This is a genomic window from Paraburkholderia sp. RL17-347-BIC-D, assembly GCF_046027915.1.
Taxonomy (GTDB): Bacteria; Pseudomonadota; Gammaproteobacteria; order Burkholderiales; family Burkholderiaceae; genus Paraburkholderia.
The window spans coordinates 1-2,264 of sequence record NZ_JARESS010000152.1 but is presented as its reverse complement, the minus strand read 5'-3'; the positions used below and the strand labels follow the sequence as shown (position 1 = coordinate 2,264).

Annotated in this window: 3 protein-coding genes; all 3 read left to right on the top strand. The window is 62.1% G+C overall.

Features of this window, described 5'->3' with window-relative positions:
* The first annotated feature begins 87 nt into the window (after positions 1–87).
* The gene (tnpA, locus tag P0D96_RS47775; protein WP_408321277.1) at positions 88–555 is read left to right on the top strand and encodes an IS66-like element accessory protein TnpA; all 468 of its coding nucleotides are present in this window, start codon (positions 88–90) and stop codon (positions 553–555) included.
* Complete coding sequence (tnpB, locus tag P0D96_RS47770; protein WP_408321275.1) at positions 555–908, top strand: IS66 family insertion sequence element accessory protein TnpB; 354 nt, start codon at positions 555–557, stop codon at positions 906–908. The genes tnpA and tnpB overlap by 1 nt, the downstream gene beginning before the upstream one ends.
* Before the next feature lie 53 nt (positions 909–961).
* On the top strand, positions 962–2,264 hold a 1,303-nt coding region (gene tnpC / locus P0D96_RS47765), incomplete at its 3' end, for an IS66 family transposase (RefSeq protein WP_408321273.1).

Genomic DNA, 2,264 nt, shown 5'->3' with positions numbered 1-2,264 from the left:
CGTAAGCGCGCAATTTCCCCCACCTAGCTTTTGCGTGTATCAAGAGCCACGATTGCGTCCGCAACCTCTAACTTGCGGACGCAATTTATGACCCGGGATGACCTTTCGTTTTTGCCTTTGCGGGTGACCCGCGTGGGCGTGGGTGGCAAGCGCAGCTTCGATGTGACGGGCAAGCGCCTGCTAGTGGAGGCCTGCCAGCAGTCAGGCGCGTCATTGTCGGGCCTGGCATTGAAGGCCGGGGTGAACGCCAACCAGCTGCGCAAATGGGTTCGACTGCACCGGCAGGCACAAACGCGCGCAAGTAACGACGACATGGACGCGTCACCGTCGGCGTTCGTGCCAGTCATCGCGATCGCCGATCCGGCGCCGGCGCCTGCTTCGATGCATTCCGTGCGCGTGCAGCCAGAACAGCACTCATCGCATCTGTCTTCGCGCTCGCCGACATCCGCATGGCTGTCGGCCCAGTTGCCCAATGGGGTGAAACTCGAGCTCGAATGCTCGGAGCGCGACACCGCCCTCGTGAGCGCCATGATCGCGGCATTGGGACGGCGCTGATGTTTCGCTTCGAAGCTGATCTGAAGGTGTTCCTGCACCGCGAACCAGTCGACTTCCGGGCGGGCATCAACAGTCTGGTGACGCTGGTCGAGCAATCCATGCAACTGGACCCGTTTGCGCGTGCCGTGTACGCCTTCCATAACCGCAGACGTAACCGGATCAAGCTGCTGCTTTACGAGCGCAACGGTTTCTGGCTGATGCTGCGACGCCTCGAGGAAGATCACTTCATCTGGCCGCGCCGGCAACAGGCGGTCATCGAGCTGACGACCGAGCAGTTGCGCTGGCTGCTCGAGGGTATCGATATCGAGGCAATGCGCCGTCATCCCGCACGGCGGTACCGCCACGCCAGCTGATGTTACAAATCTCCGTAAACCTGTAGCGCGTTGCATTGGGCTATCCTGGGAGCATGAATGAAGACGACTTCTCCCGATTGCCGCCCGCCGCCCAGGCCTATATCCGTGAGCTTGAGTCACGTAACCGTCAGCTTGGCGAACGCATCGCCCAGCTGGAGGAGCAGTTTCGCCTGGCACAGAGCAAACGCTTCGCGCCCAGCAGCGAGAAGCTGCGTGATCGGGTCTTCGACGAGGCTGAACAGATCGCTGCCACTGAAGCGCATGACGATGACGTCGCGGCCGACACCTTCACGCTGCCCGAGACTGGCTTGCCGGATGTGCCCCAACCGACACCGCGCAGTCCCGGACGCAAACCGCTGCCGGCGCATCTGCCACGTCAGCGCATCGAATACGACCTGCCCGATGACCAGAAGATATGCCCGTGCTGCGCACACGAGCTTCATCGTATGGGCGAAGAGATCAGCGAACAGTTGCATATCGAGGTGAAGGCGTCAGTGCTGCAGCGTGTGCGTTTCAAGTACGCATGCAGGCATTGCGAGCGCCACGCCGAACGCACGCCGGTGATCACCACACCGATGCCGCCGCAGCCATTGCCGGGCAGCAATGCGAGTGCCGCGATGATCGCCACCGTGACGGCCGGCAAGTATGTCGACGGAACGCCGCTATACCGGATGGCTAACGCATTGGGTCGCGCCGACATCGAAGTCGGACGCGGCACGCTGGCGAACTGGATCATCCGGCCTGCTGAGCTGCACTATAGCCGGCTCTTTGAGGCCTTGCGCGGGACGCTGCTGTCGCAGTCACTGATTCACGGCGACGAGACAACAATACAGGTACTCAAGGAACCTGGCCGCGCCGCTCAGAGCACGTCATACATGTGGGTCTACCGTAGTGCCGAAGACTGTGCGCAGCCGGTCGTGCTGTTCGACTATCGGCCGGGGCGCGGGCAGGAATATCCTCAAGCGTTCCTCGCCGGCTACAAAGGCCTGCTGATGACAGACGGATACGCCGCCTGGCGCACGCTCGAAGGCCCCACCCACCTGGGCTGCCTGGCTCATGCGCGCCGAGGCTTCGTCGACGCGCTCAAGGGCATGAAGAAACCGGGCGGCCGTGCTTCGCAGGCGCTGGAATACTTCAAGGCGCTGTACCAGGTCGAGGCGCTCGCCAAAGCTGATCCGCCCGAAGGCGAGACGCGCGTTGAATATACGCACCGGCTGCGTCAGCAACACAGCGTGCCACTACTTGAAGCGTTCAGAAAGTGGCTGGACGAACAGGCGCCGCAGGTCCTGCCAGAAAGTCTGCTGGGCAAGGCGATCTCATACACGCGCAACCAGTGGGCGTATTTGTGTCGCTACG

Excerpts from the sequence above, each read along its gene's own strand:
- tnpB (WP_408321275.1), top strand. The coding sequence starts at position 555 with ATGTTTCGCTTCGAAGCTGATCTGAAGGTGTTCCTGCACCGCGAACCA.
- tnpA (WP_408321277.1), top strand. The coding sequence starts at position 88 with ATGACCCGGGATGACCTTTCGTTTTTGCCTTTGCGGGTGACCCGCGTG.